This is a genomic window from Acidovorax sp. JHL-3 (assembly GCF_000526295.1).
Taxonomy (GTDB): Bacteria; Pseudomonadota; Gammaproteobacteria; order Burkholderiales; family Burkholderiaceae_C; genus Acidovorax; species Acidovorax defluvii.
This window is the reverse complement of record NZ_JAFU01000001.1, coordinates 263,812-285,238: the sequence shown is the minus strand read 5'-3', so window position 1 is coordinate 285,238 and position 21,427 is coordinate 263,812. Positions and strand designations below refer to the sequence as shown.

The following is a 21,427-nucleotide window of genomic DNA, read 5'->3' as shown; positions in this document are numbered from 1 at the left end:
GGGACAATGCGGGCCGTGACCCAAAGACCCGACAGTTTAACGACCGCCCTGCAAACCCACATCGCCCAGGCCATTGCCGCTGCCGGCGGCTGGATCGGGTTTGACCGCTTCATGGCGTTGGCCCTGTACACGCCCGGCCTGGGCTATTACGCCAACGATTCCACCAAGTTCGGCGCCATGCCGCAGTCGGGCAGCGACTTCGTGACCGCGCCCGAGCTCACGCCGCTGTTCGGCCAGACCCTGGCCCTGCAGGTGGACGAGGCGCTGGCGCAAACCGGCACGCACGAGGTGTGGGAGTTTGGCGCCGGCTCGGGCGCCCTGGCCCTGCAACTGCTCGATGCGCTGGGCGACCGCGTGCAGGGCTACACCATCGTCGACCTCTCGGGCAGCCTGCGGGTGCGCCAGCAGACCTTGCTGGCCCGGCATGCGCACAAGTTGCAGTGGGTGGACGCGCTGCCTGCGCAGTTCAAGGGCGTGGTGGTGGGCAACGAGGTGCTCGATGCCATGCCCGTGCAGCTGCTGGCCCGCCATGGCGGGCACGAGGGCGGGCGATGGCATGAACGCGGCGTGGTGGTGGGCGATAGCGGTGCTTTTGCGTGGGCCGACCGGCCTACCGAGCTGCGCCCGCCCGTCGAGATTGAAGGCCCGCACGACTACCTGACCGAAATCCACGCCCAGGGCGAGGGTTTCATCCGCACGCTGGCCGACCGGCTGGAGCGCGGCGCCATCTTCTTGCTGGACTATGGTTTTGGCGAGAGTGAGTACTACCACCCGCAGCGCCACATGGGCACCGTGATGTGTCACCAGGGCCACCTGGCCGACAGCGACCCGCTGGTGGCGGTGGGACTGAAAGACATCACCGCCCACGTTAATTTCACCGCCATGGCGCTGGCCGCACAAGATGCCGGGTTGGACGTGCTGGGCTACACCACGCAGGCGCACTTTCTGATTAACTGCGGGATGCTCCCAAAAATGGAGCAGCTTGCGCAGGCGCAGCGGGCGACAGCGGCCAAATTGATCATGGAACACGAGATGGGCGAGCTGTTCAAGGTGCTGGCTCTGGCCAAGGGCACGGTGTGGGATGCACTGGGTTTTGTGCGCGGCGACCGTTCGCACCGGTTATGAGTTCATGAAAAAGGCCTTGCCATGATCCGCTGGCTCATCGTTGTGTTCCTGGCGCTGGTGCTCATCAACGGCCTGTCACCTTGGCTGCAGCGCATGGGGCTGGGGCGGCTGCCGGGGGATTTTCGCTTTCGGCTGTTCGGGCGCGAGTGGTTCATTCCGCTGGCCAGCACGGTGCTGCTGAGTTTTGTGCTGAGCCTGGCGGTGAAGTGGCTCTGATATGAAACACCCCTCCTGTGGCGCTTTGTGCCTTCCCCCCGCTCTCGCAGCGCTGCGCGCTGCGGGCAAGGGGACGCTCCCAGCGCTGCGGGGCGGCCCTTGCGCGGGAGCCCTGGCCTGGGTCGCGCCAGTTCAGGCGTCACGGGTCGCGCAATGCGCAGTGGAGACACTGACTTGATTTTTGCGGGGTTTGGCCCGATGTCTGTGCCATGACCGAATCCCTGCACATCGTCTGCCCCCACTGCCACACCACCAACCGCGTCCAGACGGCGCAACTGGGCAGCGCGCCCGACTGCGGCAGTTGCCACAAGCCCCTGTTCACCGGCCACCCGGTGGCGCTGGACGAAGCGGCGTTCGAGAAACACATCGCGCGCTCGCAGGTGCCGGTGCTTGTGGATTTCTGGGCGCCCTGGTGCGGCCCGTGCCGCGCGATGGCACCGGCGTTTGAGCAGGCGGCGCAACAGCTGGAGCCCGGCATGCGGCTGGCCAAGGTGAACACCGAAGAAGCGCAGAGCCTCGCCGCACGCTTCAACATCCGCAGCATCCCCACGCTGGCGCTGTTCGTGAACGGCCGCGAGGTGGCGCGACAGCCCGGCGCTATGGGCGCGGCCGACATCGTGCGCTGGGCGCGTTCGCAGCGCGCCTGACCGCTGGGGCGACGGCCGCGGTGGCAAAGCCGTTCCACGCACTCTGACATTTGCGTAACTGAATTACATGTTCGGTATGATCCGCCCCACATCGCACCGGGGCCGTCATGGGGTGCTGTTGCGGATCGACTTTGTGGACCTGATCAGATGCCGAACACGACCAACGGACTCCTCCGCGCCCGACTGCTCGCTGACGTGGGCGGCACCAATGCCCGCTTCGCCTGGCAGGCCGGGCCGGGCGAGCCCATCACCGACGTGCGCGTGCTGCCCAGTGCCGAACACGCCCGCCTGCAGGACGTGATCCACGTCTACCTGAACGACCTGGGCCGCGGCACGCCGGACGCGGTGGCGATCGCCATCGCCAACCCGATCACCGGCGACCAGATCCGCATGACCAACCACCACTGGTCGTTTTCGCAGTCGGCGGTGAAGGCCGAGTTCGGCTTCAACACGCTGCGTCTGCTCAACGATTTCACCGCACTGGCGCTGGCGTTGCACGACCTGCCGGCGGCGGACCTGCGACCGGTGGGCGGAGGCGTGGCACTACCGGGTGCGGCGATCGGCCTGGTCGGCGCCGGCACCGGGCTGGGCGTGTCGGGCCTGCTGTCGAACGGATTCGGCGGCTGGGTGCCGCTGGAAGGCGAGGGTGGCCACGTCACGCTGCCGGCGGTCACCGCGCGCGAACGTCTGGTGATGGATGGCCTGGCGCGCCGGTACGGCCGCTGTTCGGCCGAGCGCGTGTGTTGCGGTCAAGGCCTGCTCGACACCTATGGCCTGCTCTGCCAGGCCGACGGTGTGGCGCCGGGCGGCGTGGCGAGTCCGGCCGGCGTGAGCGAGGCGGCCCTGCAGGCCGGTCACCCGCAGGCGCTGGAAGCGCTGCACATCTTCTGCGCCATGCTAGGCTCGGTGGCCGGCAACCTGGCGCTCACGCTGGGTGCACGCGGCGGGGTCTACATCGGTGGCGGCATCGTGCCGCAGCTGGGCACCTGGTTCGAGGGCTCTCCGTTTCGTGCGCGTTTCGAGGCCAAGGGCCGGTTCCGCAGCCTGCTGGCCGACATTCCCGTGTGGGTGATCACTTCTCGGCAGTCTCCGGCGCTCATGGGCGCTGCGCGCGCGCTGGACGGCTTGAACCTGAAAAAAGGCGCTTGACCGGTCTTTGGTCCCTCGGCTGGCGCGGGTCCGAATTGCAGGCGTGGCAGCGTGCCCGCGCCCAGCATGGCGCAAGGCTGTTCAGGCCGTTTCGAGTGGACGCATCTGGAACGCGGGTGCCTTGCCGGCGTGGTCCTGACCGGCGTACACGGTGAGGTGCGGGTAGGGGATCTCGATGCCAGCGGCATCGAAGGCGGCCTTCAGGCGGCGCAGGTATTCGCGTTTTACGTTCCACTGCTCCAAAGGCAGGCAACGAAAGCGGCAGCGGATCACCACCGCCGAGTCGGCCCAGCGTTCGACGCCGGCGATCTCCAGGTCGTTCGTGATGCTGGCGCTAAAGGCCGGCTCTTCGCGCATCGTCCGGGCCACCTGGGCCATGACCTGCATCACCTTGTCAACGTTCTCGCGGTAGGCCACGCCGATGTCCATCACCGCGTTGCTGAAGCCGCGCGTCATGTTGATCACGGTGCTGATGTGGCCGTTGGGCACATAGTGCACGTTGCCGTCGTAGTCGCGCAGCTGCACGTAGCGCAGCGTGATGACCTCCACCATGCCGGCGTGTTCCCCCAGCTTGACCACATCACCCTGACGGATCTGGTTTTCCAGCAGGATGAAGAAGCCGGTGAAAAAATCCTTGACCAGACTCTGGGCACCAAAACCCACCGCAAGACCTACCACGCCAGCCGCCCCCAGGATGGGCGCCACCGACACCCCCAGCTCGGAGAGCACCAGCATGCCGGCGATCAGGCTCACCACCACCCCGACCAAGTAGCGGAACACACGCCCCAGGGTTTCGGCTCGCTTGGTCGACTCGCGGTCGTCCATGCGGCTGGCGATGCGTATGCGCAGCGTGCGTATGCCGCGTTGCAGGATGGTGACCAGCAGCCAGGCGGCGATGAGGATGAGGGCCACCCGCATCAGCGTGGTGGCGGCGCTGCCCAGGCTGATCCACCAGCCGGTAGCGAGGTCCAGGATGTTGCTGTTCATGGTTTTTCTCCAGAAGGGGTGTAAAAAAAGCAGGGCGGTGCCCGCCGCCTGGTGGGCACCGCCCTGAGTCGGTTCAGGCTGCTGAAACGGCGTTGAGTGCGTTCAGGAAGCGCTGGCGCCACCAGTGCACGTCCTGTTCGCGGACGTTTTGCAGCAGCGCCTGGTGGCGCTGCTGGCGTTCTTTCAGCGGCATCTGCAGAGCGCGTTGCATGGTTTCGGCCGTGCGCGTGGTGTCGTAGGGATTCACCAGTAGGGCTTCCCGCATCTGCTCTGCGGCCCCGGCAAAGCGCGACAGCACCAGCACGCCGGGGTCTTCGGGGTCCTGCGCGACGATGAACTCCTTGGCCACCAGGTTCATGCCGTCGCGCAGGGGCGTCACCAGCGCCACGCTGGCCGCACGGTACAGGCCGGGAAGACGCTTGCGCGCCACGCTGCGGTGGATGTAACGCACGGGCATCCAGTCGAGTTCGCCGAAGTCGCCATTGACCGACCCGCAGAGACTTTCCAGCTCCTGGCGCAGTGCGGCGTACGCGTTGACCGCCTCGCGGCTGGGCGCGGCGATCTGGATCAGCGTCGCGCTACCCAGGTTTTCCGGGTAGTTCTGCAGCAACTGGCGAAAGGCCTTGATACGCTGCGGCAGGCCTTTGGAATAATCCATACGCTCAACACCCAGCAACAGGCGGCGGCGCGAATATTCGCCGCGCATCTGCTCGTACATGTCGACCGCCTCATGGCTCTGTCCGAGGGCCGTGAATTCGTCCACGTCGATGCCGATCGGGAAGGCTTGCGCCTGCAGGGTCTTGCCGAAGGCCCGGAATTCGTGTTCACCCAGGATGTCGGCCGAGGTTTCGGTGCCCACGTAGCGCGAGAAATGGGACACGTCGGCCTCGCTCTGGAAGCCCACCAGGTCGTAGGCGAACAGCGAGCGCATCAGCCACTCGTGTTCCGGAACGGCGGCCAGCAGCAGGGGCGGGGGCAGGGGGATGTGCAGGAAGAAACCCATGCGCTGCTGGCAGCCCATGTTGCGCAGCTCGGCGGCCAGCGGGATCAGGTGGTAGTCGTGCACCCAGATCACGTCGTCGGGCCGCAGCATCGCCGCCAGCTTGCGCGCGAACATCTGGTTCACCCGCCGGTAGCCGCCAATGAAGCCGGCGTCGAAATCGGCCAGGTCGAGCCGGTAATGGAACACCGGCCAGAGCACGCCATTGCTGTAGCCCAGGTAGTAGCTGTCGTGGTCCTCACGGCTCAGGTCCACGGTGGCGAGCTGCACCTTGCCGGCGGACTGCAGATGGATGTCGCCCTCGCCGGGCGTTCCGTCTTCCACGATCTTGCCGCTCCAGCCAAACCAGAGACCGCCAGAGGCCTGCAGTGCCTGGCCGAGCGCCACGGCCAACCCGCCCGAAGCGGTCTTGCGCGGATCGGCGACACGATTGGAGACAACAACGAGACGGCCCATCTAGATCACCGTGTCCCAGGCGGCCGAGAGGCGAACGGCCGCGTTGATGATGCCCACCATGGAATAGGTCTGTGGGAAGTTGCCCCACATCTCGCGCGTTTCGGGATGGGTGTCTTCGGACAGCAGGCCCAGCGGGTTGCGGGCGTTCAGCATGGTCTCGAAGATGGCGCGCGCCTCGGCCTTGCGGCCAATGCGCGCCAGGGCATCGATGCGCCAGAAGGTGCAGATGTTGAACGCCGTCTCGGGCCTGCCGAAGTCGTCGGCCGCCTCGTAGCGGCGCATGTAGGGGCCGTCGCACAGGCTTTTTTCCATGGCCTCCACGGTGCTCACAAAACGCGGGTCTTTCGGGTCGATAAGGCCCACCTCGGCCATCAGCAGCACGCTGGCATCTAGCTCGTGTCCACCAAAACTCTCGGCAAAGGCCTGGCGTGCTTCGCACCACGACCTGTCGAGAATTTCGGCACGCATGCGGTCTGCATGCTGCTGCCAGTGGCTGGTACGGTCGGCCAACTGCAGGGTTGCAGCGATCTTGGCCAGCCGGTCGCAGGCTGCCCAGCTCATCAGGGCGGACGAGGTGTGTACCCGGGCGCGCGTGCGCAGCTCCCACATGCCTGCATCGGGCTGGCCATACACACGCACCGCGTTCTCGCCCACTTGTTCCAGCCGCGTGAACTCGGCCAGGCCCGCACGGTGCAACAGGCGGTGGTCGTGAAAGGCCTGGGCCGCGCCCAGCACGATGTTGCCGTACACATCGTGTTGAAAGTGTTCGGCCGCCTGGTTGCCAACGCGCACGGGGCCCATGCCCCGGTAGCCCGCCAGCTGGGGCACAAAGCTCTCGGGAAGGTTCTTTTCCAGGCCGATGCCGTACAGCGGCTGGATGTGGCCGTCACCGCCTTCAACCACCACGTTGCTGAGCCAGCGCAGGTAGTCCTCCATGGTGCCAACCTCGGAGATGCTGTTGAGCGCGCGCACCACAAAAAACGCATCGCGCAGCCAGCAGTAGCGGTAGTCCCAGTTGCGGCCGCTGTGGGCGGACTCGGGGATGCTGGTGGTCATGGCGGCCACGATGGCGCCGGTGTCTTCGTACAGCGACAGCTTGAGCGTGATGGCCGCGCGGATCACGGCTTCTTGCCACTCCAGCGGGATGGCCAGGGCGCGGGTCCAGCTGCGCCAGTAGGCCGTGGTCTCCTGCTCGAAAAGGCGCGCGGTGTCGGCAATACCCTCTACCAGCGTCTCGTCGGCCCCCAGCAGAAAGTTGTGTTCGCGTGTAACCACAAACGCCTGACCCGACAACACGTGCGAGACCGGCGCGTCGGTGGACAGGCGCAGCGTCATGCTCTCGCCCACGTAGCGGATGTGGTTGCTGCCGCGTGTGATCTCGGGCGCGGTCTGGCCCCAGTCATAGCGCACCTTGAGCGCCACGCGGATGCGCGGCGCGCCCTGGATGGGGCGCACGCGGCGCACCAGCGTCATGGGTCGAAAGTAGCGCGAGCGGCTGTAAAAACGCGGCGCAAAGTCGGTTATTTCCACCCCATGCCCAGCCTTGTCAAACAGTTGCGTGCGCAGGATGGCGGTATTGGGCTCGTACCACTGGTGGGCCGAGGCCAGGTCTTCCAGCTCGATTGCGAAGTGGCTGCCTTCTTCGCCGGGCTGCAGCAGGGCGTTGAACACCGGGTCGCCATCAAAACGCGGCAGGCAGCACCACACCATGCGGGCGTGGTTGTCAATCAGTGCGCTGATGGCGCAGTTGCCGATCATCCCGAGGTTGAGCGAGCCCGCTTGGGGATCGTTGGCGGCGGTGTTCATCGGCTTCGCTCCGGTTGCGGTTGGTTCCAGTGGGTGCGTGCTGCCGACAGCCAGCCTCTCAACGCAGCCGGCGTCATGCAGCGGTGTTGCGCCATGGTCGGGCCTTCGCCCACCTTGATGCCCCAACCGCCCAATGCCTGCACGGCGGCAAAGCCGGCTTCGTCGGTGACGTCATCGCCCACGAAGACCGGTATGCGTCCCGCAAAAGGTGCCTGGGTCATGAAATCGGCAATGGCCTGGCCTTTGTGGATACCACGTGGCTTCACTTCAAGGACGCACTTCCCGCGCAGAAGCTCCACGCCTTCCATTTGCTGCATGGCTTTTGCAAGGGCGTCATGGCACAGGGCCTCAAGATGGGTTGCCTGGCGGTAGTGAAGGGCCACGCTCACCCGCTTTTGTTCTACCAGCAACTCCGGGTGGCGCGCCGCGAGGGCGTTGGCGGCGTGTAAAACGGGCCCCAGGTCTGGCGGGGAAATCGCAGGCAATGAGGTGTCGGCAAGGCGGTATTGCGCGCCGTGTTCGCTGGCCAGGGGCAAGCGCAGCGGCGCCAGAAATCCGTCGATATCGGCCTCGGGCCGACCCGTCACAATGGCCAGCGCACCGCCCAGGTTGGCATGCAGGGACGACAGTGTGGGAACCAGCCCCGAGGCGACGCGCACCGCCCCAGGGCGCGGTGCCAGCTCGGTGAGCGTGCCGTCGAAATCCAGGAAAAGCGCATGCGCAGTTGTCAGTAGTGGGAGCAGCTGCATGGGCCAAACCTTAGCAGACGCAGCGAAACTGACTGCTGTGAAAGGGTGTTTCAGTGCGGCGGATCGCGTGCAAGGTGTGCGTCCCAAGTTGCACCGGATATCACTGCGGGGCAGCCACGCCTCGAAATTTTGGGGCCGCAGTGCTATGTGTGGACAACCGGGTTTTGCTGCTCCGCTTCCGCATGCCGCCCATGACGGAAATCCTGCACATCGTCTAACCCCAGTGCCGCACCACCCACCGCGTGCAGAGCGCCGACCTGGGGAGCGCGACCGATTGTGGGAAGTGCCATCAGCGCCTGTATGCGGGCGCCCCACTGGAGCTGGAGCGGCGTGTACGCCTGGCCAAACTCGATACCCAGGCCCACCCGCAGGTGGCCGCGCCCGACGGTATTCGCGGCATTCCGACCATGGTGCTGTTCCAGAGCGAGCGAGAGGTGGCGCGCAATTCGGGTGCCAAGGGTGCGGCCGACATCGTGCGCTGGGTGCGCATAGCGGCAGCATGAAAAGCCAAATCCTCAGCGAATTCCGAGCGCCCGGTCGAGCGATACATTGCCCGCGCCGCGCCCCACCAGGTACAGCATCAGCCCCGCCCACGACAGGTGGGTGGGCCAGGCGGCGGGGTACACAAAGACCTGGATCACCAGCGTCATGCCCAGCAGCGCCAGGGCCGACAGGCGCGTGGCCAGCCCCAGCACCAGCAGCACCGGGAACAGGTGCTCAGACAAGGTGGCCATCTGCGCCGCCCATTCCGGGGGGATGAGCGGTAGCTTGTATTCCTCGCGGAACAGCAGGTAGGTCGTGTCGGTGATGGTGAACCAGCCTTCCACCTTGGTGCGGCCCGACATCCAGAATATGCCCGCCAGCGCCAGGCGCGCGGCCAGCGCGATCAGGCTGTGGGGCGTGAACCGCTCCAGCCTCTCGGCCAGGCCATTGCACAGCCCGCGCACGCCGGAGTGGGGTGTGGGGGCCGTACCGTTGGGTGCATGGGTGGTGTGCATGGGGTACTCCTAGTGCAAAGGGGTTTCGGGGGCGCGCAGGGCGCCGGTGCGCAACAGCAGTGCGACGAGCGCAGGCAGGTCGGCGCCAGGGTCGGCCTGCAGTGCCTGGGCGGCGGCGTCCTCAAAGGGGGCACCCGCTGCGCAGGCGTCCAGCAGCGCGCAGCCTGCGTGCGTCAGCGGCGCCCATTGCACGGCGTCGTGCGGGCGGGTCAGCAGCGCGCCTTCGCCCTGCCAGGGCAGGTTGGCATCCCACGCCAGGCCGGCGCGCTGGCGTTGCCACAGGCGGTAGGCCGGGTGCGCTGCGCACCATTGCCAGCGCGCGGCCGGGTGGGGCTGCAGGCGCAGCAGCGCCAGGGCCTCGGGCGCTTGCTGGGCCAGCCAGGCGGCTTGCAGCGCGGGTGCGTCGGCGGCCAGGTGGGATTCGGTCCAGCAGCGGTCCAGCCGCGCCACGGCGCCCAGGTAGGGCAGGTCGGCAGCGGGCGCGAAGTGGTCCAAAAATTCTGCAAAGCCCGCGCCATAGGCCATCAGCCGCCCGTCGGTAGGCGGGTGCTTGTGCACGAAGGCATGTGCCGCAGCGCGCAGCCAGTCGGTGCCCACCAGTGCGTGCACGGCGGGGTAGTTGGCCTGCAGCGCGTCGATGCAGCCCTTGGTCACGGTGTTGCGGTACACGGCAAAGCCCGGCTGGGCCAGCAGCGCATCGAGCCAGGCGGGCGGCGGTGTGCTGGCGCCGGGCCCTGGCAGCAGGGCGCTGGCCAGGCCGTCCTGGAAATCGCTCAGGCGCATGGCATTGCCTCCAGGTTCGTGAGGGCACTGTGCGCGCGTTCGCGCTCGGCCAGCAGCTCGGGCAGGGGCGGAATGGCGTCGTCGCGCTCAATCAGCGTGGGCCGGGGGCCGGTGCGTGCGATCAGGTGCTCGTACAGTGCCCACACGGGCTCGGCCACGGGGGCGTCGTGGCTGTCGATGAGCAGCGCGTCGCCCAGGCGCGGGTCGGCATGGTGGCCCGCGAGGTGGATTTCGGTGATGGCCTGCACCGGAAAGGCGTCGAGGTAGTCGCTGGCGCAAGTGCCCAGGTTGTGCGCGCTGAGGTACAGGTTGTTCACGTCCAGCAGCAGGCCGCAGCCGGTGCGGCGTACCAACTCGGCCAGGAAATCGGTCTCAGACCAGTCGTGCCCGTCGATGTGCAGGTAGTGCGTGGGGTTCTCGATGGCAATGGTGCGACCCAGGGCGTCCTGCGTGGCGCTGATGTTGGCCGCGATGCGCGCCAGAGCCTCGTGCGTGCGCGGAAAAGGCAGCAGGTCCGGGTGGTAGCGCCCACGCCAGGCCGACCAGGCCAGATGCTCGGACACCAGCGCGGGCTCGATGCGCCGCGCCAGTTGCGCCAGGCGGTGCAGGTGGCCCGCATCGGGCGGCGCATCTGCCGCGAGCGAGAGCGACACGCCATGCAGCGACACCGGGTGGCGCGCCCGGATGGCTTCAAGCCAGGCCAGGCGCGGGCCGCCGTCGGCCAGATAGTTTTCGGGGTGCACCTCCCACCACAGGCCGCTGGCGGTGCAGTGCAGGGCCTCGTCGTAATGCTGGGGCTTGAGGCCCAGGCCCGCGGTGAGAAGGGGTGTCATGGTGCGGCTTTCGGTCAGCTCTTCATGGCTTCCAGGGAACCCATGCCCTTGGGCGTTTTGATGCTGGCGCAGGTGCCTGCGGGAACAAACTTCCAGGCATTGCCCTGGTAGTCCACCTTCGAGGTGCCCGCGCAGGTGGTGCCGGGGCCCGCGGCGCAGTCGTTCTTGCCTGCCAGCGAGACGCCGTAGCACTTTTCCATGGCGGGTTTGGCCATGTCGCCGGATTTGTTCATGTTGTCCGACTGCGCCAGGGCGGCGCCGGAGGCGAGGGCGGCAAAGGCGAGTGCGCCAAGGGTGAGGGTGCGTGTGGTCATGGCAGTTTCTCCAGAAAAGATGAATGACAGGAAAGCAGACCTGGGTGCCAGAGCGCGGTGCGCCGCAGTCCCCGATCTGCGATGTAATTCGCGCTGCATGCGGGGCGGGTTACACCGAGTGCAAAAAAATGGGCAGCTTTTTTTGAAGCCTGCTGTAACCGGATGGCTCCAGCGCACGAATACCCTTCTGGGAGACACCATGGAGATTGAAGACAGGCTGCGTGCGCTGCTGCTGCAAGGGCTGGACGCCGACGCAGCGGCCTACCAGCGGTTTTTGAAGGAGTTGAGCGCCCATCTGCGGGCGTTCCTGCGGCGCCGTCTGGCGCAGTGGCCGGACGCGGTGGAAGACCTGGTGCAGGAGACGCTGCTGGCCGTGCACAACCAGCGCCACACCTACCAGCCCCAGATGCCGGTGACGGCGTGGGTGCATGCGATTGCCCGCTACAAGCTGGTGGACTGGTTGCGCTCGCACGCGGTGAAAGAAGCGCGCAACGATCCGCTGGACGATGCCCACGAGCTGTTCTCCAGCAGCGATGCCGAAGCCGCTGAGGCACGGCGCGATCTGGGTCAGTTGCTGCAGACACTGCCCGACCGCCAGCGCTTGCCCATCGTGCATGTGAAGTTGCACGGGCTTTCGGTGGTCGAGACGGCGCAACTCACGGGGCTGTCGGAGTCGGCGGTCAAAATCGGCGTGCATCGGGGGCTCAAGGCCCTGGCCGCCAAGATCAGGGGAATGGCATGAAAACCGATGAATTGATTCATCTGCTGGCCGCCGATGCCACGCCGGTGGCCCGCCACCGCATTGAGCAGCGCTTCGCCCTGGCCACTTTGGCTGGGTTGGTAGGTGCCGGGATGGCGCTGATGGCCTGGTTTGGCTTGCGGCCAGACCTGGCGCAGGCTGCGGCCTTGCCCATGTTCTGGGGCAAGCTGATGTTTGCTGCGTCGCTCGCGGTGGCTGGACTGGCGTTGCTGCGGCGCATGGCGCGCCCCGGCGCCACCCTGGGGCTTTCGGCCTGGTGGCTGGCTGTGCCGCCCCTGGTGGTGTGGGCCATGGCAGCATGGGCTCTGTGGCAGGCCGCACCGGCCGAGCGCCTGCCGCTGCTGCTGGGCAGCACTTGGCGCACCTGCCCGTTCAACATTGCGGCCCTGTCGGCGCCGGCTCTGGCGGCCTGCTTGTGGGCGCTGAAAGGTGCGGCGCCTACCCGCCTGGCATGGTCTGGTGCTGGCGCTGGCCTGCTGGCGGGCGCCCTGGGGACGCTGGTCTATGCATTGCATTGCCCCGAGATGGCGGCGCCGTTCCTGGCGGTGTGGTACCTGCTGGGCATGGCCATTCCCACGGCCGTGGGGGCCGCACTGGGGCCGCGCCTATTGCGCTGGTGAGGTGATTGGTGGTCCTGCGCAGGTTCAGTCGGCCGCAGTTGTCAGAAGCCAGGCGGCCACGGCCCGCACCCGCGCAGCGTGGATCATTTCACCCACTTTTTGGCCTGTAACGCCCGACTCTGCTGCGCGAGCAGCTATCACACTGGTAGCAACCGATTGCACCGCGGCCAGTGCTTCGCTTAGGCGCTGGCGCTGCGGGTAGGGCGCTTCGTCAAAGCCCAGGCGCCCGCGTGCATCGCATTCGCAGGCCAGCAAGATTTCATCAAAGCGCGCCGGTTTGCGAATGCCGTCGCAGCGCTCGATCAGGCGCACCAGGGCGGCTGCGCCCAGCTCGCCGCTGCGGTGGATGTTGCCGTGCTCGCGCGCCACCACGTCGGCGGTTTCGCGGCATTCGGTGGGCACGCGCAGGCGCTCGCACAGGCCCTTGAGCAGTTTGGCGCTGCGCTGCTCGTGGCCGATGTGGCGCGGCAGCATGTCGGCGGGCGTAGTGCCTTTGCCCAGGTCGTGTACCAGGCAGGCAAAGCGCACGGTGAGCGTCGTGGCCAGCCGCGCCGCCATGTCCAGCACCATCATCAGGTGCACGCCGGTGTCCACCTCGGGGTGGTATTCGGGCCGCTGGGGCACGCACCACAAGCGGTCTACCTCGGGCAGCACCACCTTGAGCGCGCCGCACTCGCGCAGCACGTCGAACATGCGCGAGGGGCGCTCTTCCATCAGCCCGCGCGCCAGCTCTTGCCACACCCGCTCTGCCACCAGGTGGTCGGCCTCGCCATGCGCCACCATCTCGCGCATGAGCTGCATCGTCTCGGGCGCCACCGTGAAATCGGTGAAACGCGCGGCAAAGCGCGCCACGCGCAAGATGCGCACCGGGTCTTCGCGAAACGAGTCGGTCACATGGCGCAGCACGCGGTCTTGCAGGTCGCGTTCACCTCCATAAGGATCATAATGGCCTGTAGCGCTTGATGGGTCTGCACTGATAGCTATCGCATTGATAGTAAGGTCACGCCGCGCCAGGTCTTCTTCCAGCGTCACATCGGGCGAGCTTTGCACCACAAAGCCCCGGTAACCGCGCCCGCTCTTGCGCTCGGTGCGCGCCAGCGCGTACTCCTCGCGCGTGTCGGGGTGCAGAAAAACCGGAAAGTCCCGCCCCACCGGCAGATAGCCCAGCGCCAGCATCTGCTCGGGCGTGGCACCCACCACCACCCAGTCGTGGTCATTCACGGGCCGGCCCAGAAGCTTGTCGCGGACGGCGCCGCCTACCATGTAGATTTGCATTGGGCTAGTTTAGAACCTGCGCTGCGCCGTATATTCCAGCCCACCATGTCCCTATCGTCCGACCTTTCCGACCTTTCCGACCTTTCCGACCTCACCATCGCCCAGCTCAACCCTGACGGCAGCGTTCCCGTGCCCACCGCGCCCGATGCGGCGGCCAACGCCGCAGCCGAAGCCCTGCAGCGCGAGGCGCAGTTCGAAGCCCTGAAAGCCAAGGTGGACGACCTGCAGGAAATTTTGGCCAAGCCGCTCAATGAAATCCTGGCCGACCGCGATAAGTTCAAGGAGGCGATGGCCGCGTGGGATGCCTTTGGCGCCATGTGGATGCTGTCGCAGCGCGCCATGAAGCGTGTGGCGCTCGACCTGGCCGCGCAGCAGGGTGTGAGCGACGAAGACGTGGTGGCGCGCGCGCTCGCCTATGCCAACCAAGTGCTGAACGCGGAGGACGAAGACCTGGGCGGCACCATCGCCCCCGCCCAGTTAGTGCACATTGCGCGGCACAAGGCGTTTTTGCGCAAGCAGTTCCGGCAGGGGTGAGGCCAGGCCTCAGCGCTTGAATCCTGCCTCCCGCTGGCTGCGCACCGCCAGCACGAACACGGTGTCAATAGCCTCCACGTAGTGGTACAGCGCCACATAGCCCCGCGAGGCGCGGCCAATCACCAGTTCGCGCTTGCCGCCTTGCACGGGCCGCCCGATCTGCGGGCTGTGGGCGAGGATTTGCAGGGCTTCCAGAATGGCGCCAATGCGATCGGGTGCGGATTCGGGGTCGTATTGGGCGATGTGCTCGAAGAAACGGTCGAAGTCGTCCAGGACTTCCGGGGCCAGCTCAATGCGGGTCATGTGGCGGTAGGCGCTGGCGTTTACTCGTTCGGGATGCGTGCAGCGGGCTTGCGGGGGCGCCCGCCCTGGGCGCGAGAGGCGAGGTAGGCCTTGGCGTCTTCCCAGCCCACCGTTTGGCCCGTGGCGCGGATGCGGGCCCAGCGCTCGTCGGCCAGTGCATGAAAGGTGTTGTCCAGCTCCACCTGCTCCACCGTCTGGGCAATGGCTTCCAGAATGAAGGCGTGGGCCGTTTTTCCCGCCTGCGCAGCAGCGGCGTTGATGCGGGCTTTCAGGTCGTCTTCAAGGCGTATGGTGGTGGTGGACATCGCGGCTCCAATGGTAGGCCAATGTAGCACGCAAGTGCTACATGTGCCATGCGTTTCGGGAAATCAGCCGGGCCGATCGTTTCAGCGCCTCAGCCGGTACGGCTCTTCAAAGTCCAGAAAGTCCTTCTCGGCCAGGGCCTCGTCGATCCAGGCCTTGACGCCGGGCAGCTCGCGCACGCGGTCCACATAGGCCTTGATGGGGGCGGGCACAGGCAGGGCGTAGGTGTGCAGCCGCATGCACACGGGTGCAAAGTAGGCGTCGGCGATGCTGAACTCGCCCAACAGCATCGGGCCGCCATATTGCGCGAGCAGGCCGCTCCACATATCCACCAGGCGCTGCACATCGGCGCGCACGGCGCTCTGGTCGCGCCAGATGAGGGCGCCGGTATCGGGCAGGTGGGCTTCGATGTTCATGGGGCAGGCGCCGCGCAGGGCGGTGAAGCCGCTGTGCATTTCGGCGCAGACGCTGCGGGCGTGGGCGCGGGCGGCCTTGTCCTGGGGCCAGAGATGTTTTTCGGGGTAGCTTTCGGCCAGGTATTCGGCGATGGACAGGGTGTCCCACACCACCAGGTCGCCGTCGACCAGCGCCGGCACCTTGCCGGTGGGGCTCAGGGGGCCGATGGTGCGCTTGAAATCGGAGTCGGCCTCGAAACTGTCAAAGCGCACGCGCACTTCGTCAAACGCAATGCCGGCCTGGCGCAGCAGCACCCAGGGGCGCATGGACCAGGACGAGTAGTTCTTGTTGCCGATATAGAGCGTGGGCATGAATGAAAAGTCTTGCTGGGGCGGAAAAATGGATGCTAACCCCGGCCCTGGCTTTCGCCAATGCTCATTGCCCCGTTGTTTGATGCACGATGCGCATCAAAGCTGCAATGCGTGCAGACTCTGGCCTCCGAGTGAGCCCCCCATGCCAGAGCCACCGTGGAACTGGCTCCACCAGGCCACGGGCGGCGTCCCCCTCGGGGGAAGGCGCCGCAGGCGACCCAGGGGGGGCTTCTATACAGGCCTCTATACCGGCCAGACCACCCCGTTGTCATTCAGGATGGCATCGAGCGGCAGGTCAAACGCTTCGGGCTCGAAGTCGTCCAGATAGCCGTTGGTAAAGCCCAGCCCCACGGTGAACGGCTTGGGCTGCAGCGTGGCCAGCGTGCGGTCGTAAAAACCGCCGCCATAGCCCAGCCGGTAGCCGCCGGGGGCATAGCCCACGCAGGGCACAAAAAGCAGGGTGGGCACGATGACCTCGGTGTCCTTGGGTTTAGGGATGCCATACGCGTCTTCTTCCATGGGGCAGCCGGGGTGCCAGGCATGAAAGGTGAGCGTTTTGTGCACCTTGTTGACCACCGGCAGGCCGATGCGCCGGCGCTGGGGTTCATCGAGCAGTTCGCCGTCTTCCTTCCAGCGGTGCAGGGCGGGCAGGGGGTCGAACTCGCCCTTGATGGGCCAGTAGGCGCCGATCACGGTGTCCGGCCGGTTCACCAGCCAGATGCGCATCACCTGCTGCAACAGGTCGGATCGCTGTAGGCGATCGGGCAAGTTGAGGCGTTCTTCTACCAATGCGCGCCGAAGGGCTGCTTTGTCCATCAGATAATTCCCCCATGCAATTACTCAGAGTGATTCTGACACCCCTTGTCGCCGCCGCCGTGCTGGCCGCCGGTGCGCCCCTTGTCCAGGCGCAAAACCGGGGTGACGACACCCTGCTGGAAATGCAGCAGGCCTTTCGCAAGGGGGACCGCAAAAAGCTCGAACTGCTGCTGCCCGCCGCGCGCGGCCATGCGCTGGAACCCTGGGCCGCCTACTGGGAGCTGAAGGCGCGCCTGAACGAAGCCACGTCGCAAGAAGTGCAGGCTTTCATGCAGCGCTATGCCGGCAGCTACCAGGAAGACCGCTTGCGCAACGACTGGCTGCTGCTGCTGGGCCAGCGGCGCGAGTGGGGTCAGTTTGCCGATCTGCACCCCCACTACCGCATGTCCGACGACCGCGAAGTGCGCTGCTATGCCCTGCTGATCGACCAGATCAAGGGCACGGCGCCCGCCAGCGCTGCCGACGATGTGCGCAGCAACTGGTATGCGCTGCGCGATGCAGACGACGGCTGCACGCACGCTGCTGGAGAGCTGTACAGCTACAAAAAGCTCTCGGCCCTGGACATCTGGCGCAAGGCCCGCCTGGGCGCCGAGGCCAACCGTTCCCGCGTGGTGCGGGCCGCGGTGGAGATCGTCGCGCCCGAGGCGCTCACGCAGCTCAAGGAGGTGCTGGACTCGCCCAGCAAGTACCTGTTGGCGCGCAACATGGCAGGCAGCAGGGTGCGCCAGGAGCTGGTGCTGCTCGCGCTGATCAAGCTGGCCTCTGGCGACCCCGACAGCGCTGCGCACCAGCTCGACAGCAAGTGGAGCGAATACCTTTCTGCCGAGGAGCGCAACTGGGCCTGGGGCGTCATCGGCAAGTCTGCTGCACAGAAGCTCTCGGGCAGCGCACACGGCTATTTCTCCAACGTGACACGCAACAGCCACCTGAACGACGATTTGCTGGGCTGGAAGGTGCGCGCCGCGTTGCGCGCCGGCCAGTGGAAGGCTGTGCGCAATGTGGTGGATGCCATGGGCGCCGAGGCCCGCCAGGACAGCACCTGGGTGTACTGGAAAGCCCGCGCCATGCTGGCCGCCAAGCCCAGCGAAGCCGATCGCGCCGAAGCGCGGCAATTGCTGGAGGGCATTGCCGGAACGCGCGGTTTCTATGAACAGCTGGCATTGGAAGAGCTGGGCCAGCGCATCACCGTGCCGCCCGCGCCTGCGCCGCTGACCGCCGAGGAAAAGGCCGCTGCCCGCGCCAACCCGGGGCTCAACCGCGGCCTTTACGCCATCTTGCAGGGCCTGCGCAGCGAAGGCGTGCGCGAGTGGAACTACACCACCAACTTGCACACGCCCGGCGGCATGGCCGACCGCGAGCTGCTGGCCGCCGCCGACTTTGCCTGCCAGCGCGAGGTGTGGGACCGCTGCATCAACACCAGCGAGCGCACCAAGACCGTGACCGACATGGCGCAACGCTTTCCCATGCCGTTTCGCGCCGCCGTGGTGGAGCGTGCCCAGGGCATCGGGCTGGACCCGGCCTATGTGTATGGCCTGATCCGCCAGGAAAGCCGCTTCATCATGGACGCTCGCTCGCATGTGGGCGCATCGGGCCTCATGCAGGTGATGCCCGCCACCGCGCGCTGGACGGCACGCAAGATCGGGCTGACCGGCTTCACCGCCGATCAGATCACCGACCGTGACACCAACATCACCATTGGCACGGCCTACCTCAAGCTGGCGCTGGACGATTTCGCGGGCTCCATGCCCATGGCTGCTGCTGCTTACAACGCCGGCCCCGGCCGCCCGCGCAGCTGGCGCAATGGTCCGGTGCTCGACGCCGCCATCTGGGCCGAAAACGTGCCGTTTGCCGAAACGCGCGACTATGTGAAAAAAGTGCTGGCCAACACCACCAATTACGCCGCCATGTTGACGGGCCAGCCCCAGTCGCTCAAGGCACGCCTCGGTACCATCGGCCCGCGTGATGCGGCTGCGCCCGAGGTGAACACCGATCTGCCCTGAAGCCCCACACGCGGGTCGGCGGCGTGTTTATGCTATTGAATTAATAGCTGTTAGCGCTTGTTATATAAGGGCTGTAGCCTGTTTTTGTTAAATATGTCGCAACCCGGTTGTCGCTGCGGTGGTGGCAGGGCCCCTCGGCACCCTGCGGCGTCAAGCGTTGTGCAGCCACTCACCCTGGCGCACAGCAGCGCCCGACCGCACCAGATCGTCGGCCAGACTGTGTAGCCATTCGGCCTGGTCCCGGTCGGCAAAGTGGCGGGCATGCAGCATGCCGAAATAGGGCGTGGCCCGCGCCCAGGCGAGCAGGTCTGCCAGCGCAATCTGCTGCCATTCGAGCAGCTTGTACTTGAGCAACACCTTGGCGGCATAAAGCGCGTGTTTGGCCGGGTTGCGCGCAAAGCCGTCCAGGCGACGGCGGGCGCCGTCGAGTGCGCGGGCCGCGTCGGTAAACACCGGGCCGTGGCCCGGGATCACGGTGCGCGGAGCCAGGTGCTCAATCACATCGAAGGTGGCGGCCACATCGGCAAAGGCGCTTTCGCCCTCCAGCTCGGGAAAGACCACGCCAAAGCCGTTTTCCCACAGCGCGTCGGCCGAGATCAGGATGCGGTTGTGCGGCTCGAACAACACCACCGAGTGCGTGTCGTGCCCGGGCGCGGCGTGCACCTGCCAGGGGCGGTCGCCCAGCAGCGTGGTGGTGTCTGGCTGCAGCAGCGTGTCGAAGCGAAAACGCGGGCATTCCTGGCCGGTGGGGGTGTAGCTGAGCGCATAGGCGTCCCAGTGGCGTACATGGGCGGCCTGCCCCGGCGGGATGGCGGTTTCTGCGCCCGGCCAGGCCTGTTGCAGCGCGGCGTTTCCGCCGCAGTGGTCGCTGTGCAGGTGGGTGTTGAGAATGCGGTCGAGCGCACGGCCCGCCAGTGCACCGTGCACCAGCGCCAGCGTCTGGTCGGCGTGGCTGCAGTAGCCGGTGTCCACCACCGCCGTGCCGTGCCGCCCACTGAACACGATGCTGTTGGCCGACAGCCAGCCGCGCTCCAGCACCGTGATATCGGGCGGCAGCGCAGGTGGGTGTTGCGGCATCTGCTATGAATAGGTGAGTGAACGAAATTACTTGGCCGTGCGCAGCTCGCGCCGCAGGATCTTGCCCACGTTGCTTTTGGGCAGCTCGTCGCGGAACTCGATGTACTTGGGGCGCTTGTAACCGGTGAGGTTGGCGTGGCAGAAATTGGCCACCTCGTCTTCGGTGAGGGCCGGGTCGTTCTTGATGATGAACACCTTGATGGCCTCGCCCTGCTTTTCATCCGGGATACCGATGGCTGCGCACTCCACCACGCCGGGGCACAGGCTGATGACCTGTTCGAGCTCGTTGGGGAACACGTTGAAGCCGCTCACCAGAATCATGTCCTTCTTGCGGTCGATGATGCGCGTGTAGCCCTGCGCGTCCATGATGCCGATGTCGCCCGTGCGCATGAAACCGTCAGCCGTGAAGGCCAGCGCGTTTTCGGCAGGCTGGTTGTAGTAGCCGGTCATCACATTGGGGCCGCGGATGCAGATTTCGCCCGATTCGCCCAGCGCCAGGCTGTTGCCCGCGTCGTCCTTGATGGCGATGTCGATGCCCGGCAGCGGCAGGCCGATGGAGCCACTGAACTCGGTGTTGGTCACGGGGTTGTTGGTGCCGATGGCGCAGGTCTCGCTCATGCCCCAGCCCTCGATCATGGTGCTGCCCGTGACCTTTTGCCAATGGCGCGCCGTGCCCTCGGATGCTGCCATGCCGCCAGCCTGCGACACGCACAGGTGCGAAAAATCGATGGACTTGAACTGCGGGTGCTGCAGCAGCGCGTTGAACAGCGTGTTCACGGCCGGCAGCATGTGGAAGGGGCGCTTTTTGAGTACCTCGACGAATTTGGGAATGTCGCGTGGGTTGGGAATCAGCGTGAGGCTGGAGCCCTGGCGGATGGCCAGCAGGCACAGCGTGAGCGCGAAGATGTGGTACAGCGGCAGCGCGGCAATGCTGTTGGCGCGGCTGAGGTCGCCCACCTTGGCCAGAGCCGGGGTGAACCAGGCCTCGGCCTGCAGCGTGGCGGCCACAATGCAGCGGTGGGTGAGCACCGCACCCTTGGACAAGCCTGTGGTGCCGCCCGTGTATTGCAAAAAGGCGATGGAGTCGAGCGTGGCCTGGCTGGGGGCCAGCGTGCGGCGCTCGCCCAGCGCCAGCGCCTTTTTGAAGCTGACGACCTTGCGGCCATGGGACAGGGGCAGCTCGTAGGCGGGCACCATCTTGGCCAGGTGGCGCACGGCAAAGGTGATCCACCGGCCATAAAAAGTGCCCAGCAGATCGCCCATGGATGCCATCACCACATGCTGCACCGCCGTGTGGTCGACGATTTCGCTCAGGGTGTGGGCAAAGTTCTCCAGGATCACGATGGCCGTGGCGCCCGAGTCCTTGAGCTGGTGCTCCAGTTCGCGGGCGGTGTACAGCGGGTTCACGTTGACGCAGGTGTAGCCGGCGCGCAGCACGGCCGCCATGGTCACGCCAAACTGCGGCACGTTGGGCAGCATGATGGCCACGCGCGCACCGGGCTCAAGCCCCAGGCCCTGCAGGTAGGCACCCAGGGCTGCCGACAGGCGCTCCAGTTCGCCATAGGACATCCACTGGTCCATGCAGACCGAAAACGGGCTCGATGCGTGCTTGCGAAAGGATTCTTCCAGAAGGTGCGCCACCGAGCGGTATTGCTCGGGCTGCACATCGTGGGGAACCCCCGGGGGGTAGCTTTTGAGCCAGATCTTTTCCATGCGGTGTCCTCGGGTGCTCCGAAAGGGGGGAATAGGTGTGGGCACAGATTGTGGGAGCAGGGGCGCGAATTCGACTACCGGGCTTGTCCTAGGGTGCGGGCCGGTTCGGTCTCGCAGGCGACAGGGTTGGCGTCCAACAGCCAGAGCGTCTGCAGGGTTTCGCGTCGCCGCATCCAAGCAGTGCTGAAGGGCCAGG

At 66.3% G+C, this 21,427-nt stretch carries 24 protein-coding genes; 9 read left to right on the top strand and 15 right to left on the bottom strand.

Annotated features, from left to right (window positions below):
• Positions 1 to 6 precede the first annotated feature (6 nt).
• From K226_RS0101320 to glk, 4 genes are all read left to right on the top strand, one after another.
• Positions 7 to 1,125: a class I SAM-dependent methyltransferase gene (locus K226_RS0101320; protein WP_024813074.1), complete on the top strand. Its 1,119-nt coding sequence runs from the start codon at positions 7 to 9 to the stop codon at positions 1,123 to 1,125.
• 21 nt (positions 1,126 to 1,146) lie between these two features.
• Positions 1,147 to 1,341 (top strand): DUF2905 domain-containing protein, encoded by a 195-nt coding sequence (locus tag K226_RS0101315; RefSeq protein WP_024813073.1) that lies wholly within the window; start codon positions 1,147 to 1,149, stop codon positions 1,339 to 1,341.
• Positions 1,342 to 1,550: 209 nt separating this feature from the next.
• Entirely contained in the window at positions 1,551 to 1,988 is a 438-nt protein-coding gene (gene trxC / locus K226_RS0101310) for a thioredoxin TrxC (protein WP_024813072.1), read from the top strand.
• A gap of 195 nt (positions 1,989 to 2,183) precedes the next feature.
• The gene (gene glk / locus K226_RS0101305; protein ID WP_369795378.1) at positions 2,184 to 3,137 is read left to right on the top strand and encodes a glucokinase; all 954 of its coding nucleotides are present in this window, start codon (positions 2,184 to 2,186) and stop codon (positions 3,135 to 3,137) included.
• 81 nt (positions 3,138 to 3,218) lie between these two features.
• Here the strand turns inward: glk and K226_RS0101300 are convergent, their stop codons facing one another.
• From K226_RS0101300 to otsB, 4 genes are all read right to left on the bottom strand, one after another.
• Positions 3,219 to 4,124 (bottom strand): mechanosensitive ion channel family protein, encoded by a 906-nt coding sequence (locus tag K226_RS0101300; protein ID WP_024813070.1) that lies wholly within the window; start codon positions 4,122 to 4,124, stop codon positions 3,219 to 3,221.
• Between the two features lie 73 nt (positions 4,125 to 4,197).
• Positions 4,198 to 5,580: an alpha,alpha-trehalose-phosphate synthase (UDP-forming) gene (otsA, locus tag K226_RS0101295; RefSeq protein WP_024813069.1), complete on the bottom strand. Its 1,383-nt coding sequence runs from the start codon at positions 5,578 to 5,580 to the stop codon at positions 4,198 to 4,200.
• Complete coding sequence (locus K226_RS0101290; protein WP_024813068.1) at positions 5,581 to 7,386, bottom strand: glycoside hydrolase family 15 protein; 1,806 nt, start codon at positions 7,384 to 7,386, stop codon at positions 5,581 to 5,583.
• Positions 7,383 to 8,135: a trehalose-phosphatase gene (gene otsB, locus K226_RS0101285; protein WP_024813067.1), complete on the bottom strand. Its 753-nt coding sequence runs from the start codon at positions 8,133 to 8,135 to the stop codon at positions 7,383 to 7,385. The genes K226_RS0101290 and otsB overlap by 4 nt, the downstream gene beginning before the upstream one ends.
• 242 nt (positions 8,136 to 8,377) lie before the next feature.
• On the opposite strand from otsB, the gene K226_RS18580 reads away from it, so the two are divergent.
• Positions 8,378 to 8,638, top strand: coding sequence for a co-chaperone YbbN (locus K226_RS18580; RefSeq protein WP_238324185.1), 261 nt, complete (start codon positions 8,378 to 8,380; stop codon positions 8,636 to 8,638).
• A 12-nt stretch (positions 8,639 to 8,650) separates the two neighbouring features.
• Here K226_RS18580 and K226_RS0101275 read toward each other — a convergent pair whose 3' ends face one another.
• The 4 genes from K226_RS0101275 to K226_RS0101260 are packed head-to-tail and all read right to left on the bottom strand — an operon-like array spanning position 8,651 to position 11,063.
• Positions 8,651 to 9,133 (bottom strand): DoxX family protein, encoded by a 483-nt coding sequence (locus K226_RS0101275; RefSeq protein WP_024813066.1) that lies wholly within the window; start codon positions 9,131 to 9,133, stop codon positions 8,651 to 8,653.
• A 9-nt stretch (positions 9,134 to 9,142) separates the two neighbouring features.
• The gene (locus K226_RS0101270; RefSeq protein WP_024813065.1) at positions 9,143 to 9,916 is read right to left on the bottom strand and encodes a DNA-binding domain-containing protein; all 774 of its coding nucleotides are present in this window, start codon (positions 9,914 to 9,916) and stop codon (positions 9,143 to 9,145) included.
• Positions 9,907 to 10,749, bottom strand: a complete 843-nt coding sequence (locus K226_RS0101265) for a DUF692 domain-containing protein (RefSeq protein WP_024813064.1) — start codon at positions 10,747 to 10,749, stop codon at positions 9,907 to 9,909. The genes K226_RS0101270 and K226_RS0101265 overlap by 10 nt, the downstream gene beginning before the upstream one ends.
• A 14-nt stretch (positions 10,750 to 10,763) precedes the next feature.
• On the bottom strand, positions 10,764 to 11,063 hold the full coding sequence (locus K226_RS0101260) for a DUF2282 domain-containing protein (RefSeq protein WP_024813063.1): 300 nt from the start codon (positions 11,061 to 11,063) through the stop codon (positions 10,764 to 10,766).
• A gap of 199 nt (positions 11,064 to 11,262) precedes the next feature.
• Between K226_RS0101260 and K226_RS0101255 the strand changes: the two genes are divergently transcribed.
• The gene (locus K226_RS0101255; protein WP_024813062.1) at positions 11,263 to 11,805 is read left to right on the top strand and encodes a sigma-70 family RNA polymerase sigma factor; all 543 of its coding nucleotides are present in this window, start codon (positions 11,263 to 11,265) and stop codon (positions 11,803 to 11,805) included.
• Entirely contained in the window at positions 11,802 to 12,443 is a 642-nt protein-coding gene (locus K226_RS0101250; protein ID WP_024813061.1) for an NrsF family protein, read from the top strand. Before K226_RS0101255 ends, K226_RS0101250 begins: the two co-directional genes overlap by 4 nt.
• A gap of 24 nt (positions 12,444 to 12,467) precedes the next feature.
• Here the strand turns inward: K226_RS0101250 and K226_RS0101245 are convergent, their stop codons facing one another.
• Complete coding sequence (locus K226_RS0101245; protein ID WP_024813060.1) at positions 12,468 to 13,718, bottom strand: multifunctional CCA addition/repair protein; 1,251 nt, start codon at positions 13,716 to 13,718, stop codon at positions 12,468 to 12,470.
• A 45-nt stretch (positions 13,719 to 13,763) separates the two neighbouring features.
• Between K226_RS0101245 and K226_RS0101240 the strand changes: the two genes are divergently transcribed.
• Positions 13,764 to 14,252: a hypothetical protein gene (locus K226_RS0101240; RefSeq protein ID WP_024813059.1), complete on the top strand. Its 489-nt coding sequence runs from the start codon at positions 13,764 to 13,766 to the stop codon at positions 14,250 to 14,252.
• Positions 14,253 to 14,261: 9 nt separating this feature from the next.
• On the opposite strand, the gene K226_RS0101235 is transcribed toward K226_RS0101240, so the two are convergent.
• The 4 genes from K226_RS0101235 to K226_RS0101220 all read right to left on the bottom strand — a co-directional run bounded on the left by K226_RS0101235 (position 14,262) and on the right by K226_RS0101220 (position 16,441).
• Positions 14,262 to 14,555: a type II toxin-antitoxin system RelE/ParE family toxin gene (locus tag K226_RS0101235; protein ID WP_024813058.1), complete on the bottom strand. Its 294-nt coding sequence runs from the start codon at positions 14,553 to 14,555 to the stop codon at positions 14,262 to 14,264.
• Positions 14,556 to 14,575: 20 nt separating this feature from the next.
• The gene (locus K226_RS0101230; protein ID WP_024813057.1) at positions 14,576 to 14,860 is read right to left on the bottom strand and encodes a ribbon-helix-helix protein, CopG family; all 285 of its coding nucleotides are present in this window, start codon (positions 14,858 to 14,860) and stop codon (positions 14,576 to 14,578) included.
• An 81-nt stretch (positions 14,861 to 14,941) separates the two neighbouring features.
• Positions 14,942 to 15,625, bottom strand: coding sequence for a glutathione S-transferase family protein (locus K226_RS0101225; protein ID WP_024813056.1), 684 nt, complete (start codon positions 15,623 to 15,625; stop codon positions 14,942 to 14,944).
• Positions 15,626 to 15,868: 243 nt separating this feature from the next.
• The gene (locus tag K226_RS0101220; protein WP_024813055.1) at positions 15,869 to 16,441 is read right to left on the bottom strand and encodes a 5-formyltetrahydrofolate cyclo-ligase; all 573 of its coding nucleotides are present in this window, start codon (positions 16,439 to 16,441) and stop codon (positions 15,869 to 15,871) included.
• A 14-nt stretch (positions 16,442 to 16,455) separates the two neighbouring features.
• Between K226_RS0101220 and K226_RS0101215 the strand changes: the two genes are divergently transcribed.
• Entirely contained in the window at positions 16,456 to 18,441 is a 1,986-nt protein-coding gene (locus K226_RS0101215) for a lytic transglycosylase domain-containing protein (protein ID WP_024813054.1), read from the top strand.
• 150 nt (positions 18,442 to 18,591) lie between these two features.
• Here K226_RS0101215 and K226_RS0101210 read toward each other — a convergent pair whose 3' ends face one another.
• The gene (locus K226_RS0101210) at positions 18,592 to 19,518 is read right to left on the bottom strand and encodes an MBL fold metallo-hydrolase (RefSeq protein ID WP_024813053.1); all 927 of its coding nucleotides are present in this window, start codon (positions 19,516 to 19,518) and stop codon (positions 18,592 to 18,594) included.
• Positions 19,519 to 19,545: 27 nt separating this feature from the next.
• Complete coding sequence (locus K226_RS0101205) at positions 19,546 to 21,231, bottom strand: AMP-binding protein (RefSeq protein WP_024813052.1); 1,686 nt, start codon at positions 21,229 to 21,231, stop codon at positions 19,546 to 19,548.
• Positions 21,232 to 21,427 lie beyond the last annotated feature (196 nt).

Bases quoted from the DNA above. Each gene is read 5' to 3' on its own strand.
- K226_RS0101210 (WP_024813053.1), bottom strand. From the start codon at position 19,518: ATGCCGCAACACCCACCTGCGCTGCCGCCCGATATCACGGTGCTGGAG.
- K226_RS0101300 (WP_024813070.1), bottom strand. From the start codon at position 4,124: ATGAACAGCAACATCCTGGACCTCGCTACCGGCTGGTGGATCAGCCTG.
- K226_RS0101230 (WP_024813057.1), bottom strand. From the start codon at position 14,860: ATGTCCACCACCACCATACGCCTTGAAGACGACCTGAAAGCCCGCATC.
- K226_RS0101315 (WP_024813073.1), top strand. From the start codon at position 1,147: ATGATCCGCTGGCTCATCGTTGTGTTCCTGGCGCTGGTGCTCATCAAC.
- K226_RS0101320 (WP_024813074.1), top strand. From the start codon at position 7: ATGCGGGCCGTGACCCAAAGACCCGACAGTTTAACGACCGCCCTGCAA.
- K226_RS0101215 (WP_024813054.1), top strand. From the start codon at position 16,456: ATGCAATTACTCAGAGTGATTCTGACACCCCTTGTCGCCGCCGCCGTG.
- otsB (WP_024813067.1), bottom strand. From the start codon at position 8,135: ATGCAGCTGCTCCCACTACTGACAACTGCGCATGCGCTTTTCCTGGAT.
- K226_RS0101250 (WP_024813061.1), top strand. From the start codon at position 11,802: ATGAAAACCGATGAATTGATTCATCTGCTGGCCGCCGATGCCACGCCG.
- K226_RS0101205 (WP_024813052.1), bottom strand. From the start codon at position 21,231: ATGGAAAAGATCTGGCTCAAAAGCTACCCCCCGGGGGTTCCCCACGAT.
- K226_RS0101270 (WP_024813065.1), bottom strand. From the start codon at position 9,916: ATGCGCCTGAGCGATTTCCAGGACGGCCTGGCCAGCGCCCTGCTGCCA.
- K226_RS0101290 (WP_024813068.1), bottom strand. From the start codon at position 7,386: ATGAACACCGCCGCCAACGATCCCCAAGCGGGCTCGCTCAACCTCGGG.
- K226_RS0101245 (WP_024813060.1), bottom strand. From the start codon at position 13,718: ATGCAAATCTACATGGTAGGCGGCGCCGTCCGCGACAAGCTTCTGGGC.
- K226_RS0101235 (WP_024813058.1), bottom strand. From the start codon at position 14,555: ATGACCCGCATTGAGCTGGCCCCGGAAGTCCTGGACGACTTCGACCGT.
- K226_RS0101260 (WP_024813063.1), bottom strand. From the start codon at position 11,063: ATGACCACACGCACCCTCACCCTTGGCGCACTCGCCTTTGCCGCCCTC.
- K226_RS0101225 (WP_024813056.1), bottom strand. From the start codon at position 15,625: ATGCCCACGCTCTATATCGGCAACAAGAACTACTCGTCCTGGTCCATG.
- K226_RS0101275 (WP_024813066.1), bottom strand. From the start codon at position 9,133: ATGCACACCACCCATGCACCCAACGGTACGGCCCCCACACCCCACTCC.
- K226_RS0101240 (WP_024813059.1), top strand. From the start codon at position 13,764: ATGTCCCTATCGTCCGACCTTTCCGACCTTTCCGACCTTTCCGACCTC.
- K226_RS0101255 (WP_024813062.1), top strand. From the start codon at position 11,263: ATGGAGATTGAAGACAGGCTGCGTGCGCTGCTGCTGCAAGGGCTGGAC.
- K226_RS0101220 (WP_024813055.1), bottom strand. From the start codon at position 16,441: ATGGACAAAGCAGCCCTTCGGCGCGCATTGGTAGAAGAACGCCTCAAC.
- K226_RS0101265 (WP_024813064.1), bottom strand. From the start codon at position 10,749: ATGACACCCCTTCTCACCGCGGGCCTGGGCCTCAAGCCCCAGCATTAC.
- trxC (WP_024813072.1), top strand. From the start codon at position 1,551: ATGACCGAATCCCTGCACATCGTCTGCCCCCACTGCCACACCACCAAC.
- otsA (WP_024813069.1), bottom strand. From the start codon at position 5,580: ATGGGCCGTCTCGTTGTTGTCTCCAATCGTGTCGCCGATCCGCGCAAG.